Raw genomic sequence first — 2662 nt, 5'->3', positions numbered from 1 at the left:
TCGCTGACGAGCTATCATCTGACTGGGTGGACACATACTCTGCTGACATAACACACACACAAACAAATAAACCCTACACTGCCAGGGGCACAGCGTACAAACTTGTGCGACGTAAAACGAACGACCCAACATCGGGAAAGAGGACAACCACACAACCAGCACGCTATCACACCGGCGGCCTGATTGTAACATACGGAACGTGTAATCGCAAGATTAATATACTAAATTTTAACAATTGGGGAGCACAACCATACTGCACAGTATATGGAAATGTCTGCCATAAGCACAATACTACAGCCGTAAACATCACTCAAGCGTTGCGTTGTAATGCAGGTACCATAGCACGGATTAAGGCATGATACTAAACTGTAGCAGGTTAACCAATATGTAATCCAACGAAGGTAGACTACTCGGAGGTTATCGCACCTGCTACAGCGTGGAAGTTTATCCCGCATGACACTCGGGTGCACGCTTCAGAGGGAATCATGAATAGTTATGAGAGCAACGATCGGTACGACGATATAGAGTCAATCATCAGGGAATACCTAGGCAATAGGATGCTAACCTCTTGTGTGGCCGCCGCTTTGCTGAACACGCTGCTGCTGCATGCAATATGTTATCTACTATTTGTCAATCGGGCCAATATTTCAAAAGAGCTGGGTGTGGTTTTGTTGAGGCCATTTGCGGTCCTGGTGATGATTGCAGCGATGCACGTTGCCAGCATGATACTCGCAAGACCTAGCTTGCTGTTTTTTAGGCACAAGAACAGGCGGGCTCTCAGAATTTACTCAGTAGGCGCAGAGTGGAATAAGTCTTTCGGCAGAAGCGTCTGACGTCGTGTACCTTGCAAACTACATAAACCACAAGCCAATAGATGCAGCGTGATTCTACGCCAAAGCCCTGACATGCGTTTCTGCATACCCCAGGGCGGCAAGTGGCACGTAAGCTGCCACAGGCAATATCTCACTCGGGCGGGACGAGTCGGCTCCCTTGAGAAAGTGGTCATGTATCCCATTGTGGCAGCGGTAGATCGTTTCAACCCAGGAATTGATAGGACCCGGCGCATCTTATACCAATTTGATGATACTTTTTCGTAACCCTACCGGAACAAATCCGAATCTTCGGCGCAACCACCGCCGAATGCCAAGTGCATGCATCAAAATTCCCACAGATGGAGAGTTTACCCACATAGCACAAATGACAAAGCCCGTATACATCAATGAGGCTCGACCAAACCGCACCCTGTAGGCAGCCGCTCCCGCCACAGCATCAATTTAGTTGTGCTCCCACAGCCACGCAGAGGAAAGGCCACAATGGCACTCAAGATTTTTAGCTTATCGCATTGTAATGGCGTAGCCAGGTTTGAGGTGGCATCTGCGCATAACACCTTATCTTCCGCTAGACTATCACGCCAGCCACACATCCCGTACTATCCACCATGGTCGCAATAAACTGCCGGCCGCTATATGCTGACGACCCGCTGAAAGCGCCTACGCCGCAGTGTTAGGAGCAAATCTTTCGTGGCTGTTTGGCAACAAAGGCAGTAAAAACACTTACAATCCGAAAGGAATAGCAGGCGTGGTGGGATTTGCGCACACATCTGGACCATCACCCCGTGCTATGCGCGCTTCCTGCCGCCTAACTGACGTCCAGCCCAAAAGCAGTGCCTTGGCTGAATGCTGGGCAAGCTGTCTGATGTAAATCGGACTTGAAAGTACGACAGGGTGAGCCGGATGTCGGCCACAATCGCCACAAGTAAAGCCATAGCCCAGATTGTGCACGCAGTCACACCAGGCTCATGCATTCATGCGCGTCAGTCCTTCATTTTTAGGGCCTGTATGAACGCGCTTTGAGGAACGTTGACATTACCAATAGACCGCAACCTCTTTTTTCCCTTCTTCTGCTTTTCCAGAAGTTTCATCTTTCTCGTCACGTCGCGCCCGTACACCTTAGCCGTTACGTCCTTTCTGTAGGGAGATATAGTTTCCCGAGCTACAATTTTCGCCCCTACAGCGGCTTGGATCGCAACTTTGTACTGCTGTCTGGGAATCAAATCCTTGAGCCTTTCGCATATTTCCCGACCTCGAGACTCAACCTTAGATTTGTGTATTATGCACGACAGCGCATCAACGGGCTCAGAGTTAATAAGAATGGTAAGTTTAGATATCTCTGTTGGCACGTAGCCGTCTACGTACCAATCCAAACTCGCATATCCCTTGGAAACGGATTTCAGCGAGTCATAAAAGTCAAATACCACCTCCGCCAGAGGCAGGCGATATTTTAGCAGGGCCATGCTGCCGGTGTAAGACAAATCCACCTTCTCCCCACGCTTACTATTGCAAAGGGCAAGTATTGAACCAAGATATTGATCAGGCACCATAATTGTTGCCGCGATCCAAGGCTCCTCTACCCCAAGTATTTCGTGGGACTCGGGTAGATCATTCGGATTATGAACCTCCTTAGTAACACGGTGCTTGTCGGTAACCCTATACACGACGCTGGGCGCGGTTGCGGTAAGATCGAGATCAAACTCGCGCTCCAGCCTTTCCTGCACCACTTCCAGATGCAGCATGCCCAAAAACCCGCAACGAAAGCCGTACCCGAGTGCAGTAGAGCTCTCCATATCGAACGTGAAGCTTGAATCATTCAACTGCAACTTTCC

The 2662-nt window shown here is 49.5% G+C and carries 2 protein-coding genes; one reads left to right on the top strand and one right to left on the bottom strand.

The genetic code is table 11. The features are described from left to right. The first annotated feature begins 485 nt into the window (after positions 1-485). Positions 486-833: a hypothetical protein gene (locus GAC_RS00535; RefSeq protein ID WP_010264237.1), complete on the top strand. Its 348-nt coding sequence runs from the start codon at positions 486-488 to the stop codon at positions 831-833. 980 nt (positions 834-1813) lie between these two features. On the opposite strand, the gene GAC_RS00530 is transcribed toward GAC_RS00535, so the two are convergent. Then, positions 1814-2662, bottom strand: an 849-nt coding sequence (locus GAC_RS00530; protein WP_037348972.1) for a GTP-binding protein, incomplete at its 5' end; no start/stop codon positions are given.

This window comes from Anaplasma marginale str. Florida, from assembly GCF_000215485.1.
In the GTDB taxonomy this organism is placed as follows: Bacteria; Pseudomonadota; Alphaproteobacteria; order Rickettsiales; family Anaplasmataceae; genus Anaplasma; species Anaplasma marginale.
This window is presented reverse-complemented; position numbering and strand designations above follow the sequence as displayed.

Bases quoted from the DNA above. Each gene is read 5' to 3' on its own strand.
- GAC_RS00535 (WP_010264237.1), top strand. From the start codon at position 486: ATGAATAGTTATGAGAGCAACGATCGGTACGACGATATAGAGTCAATC.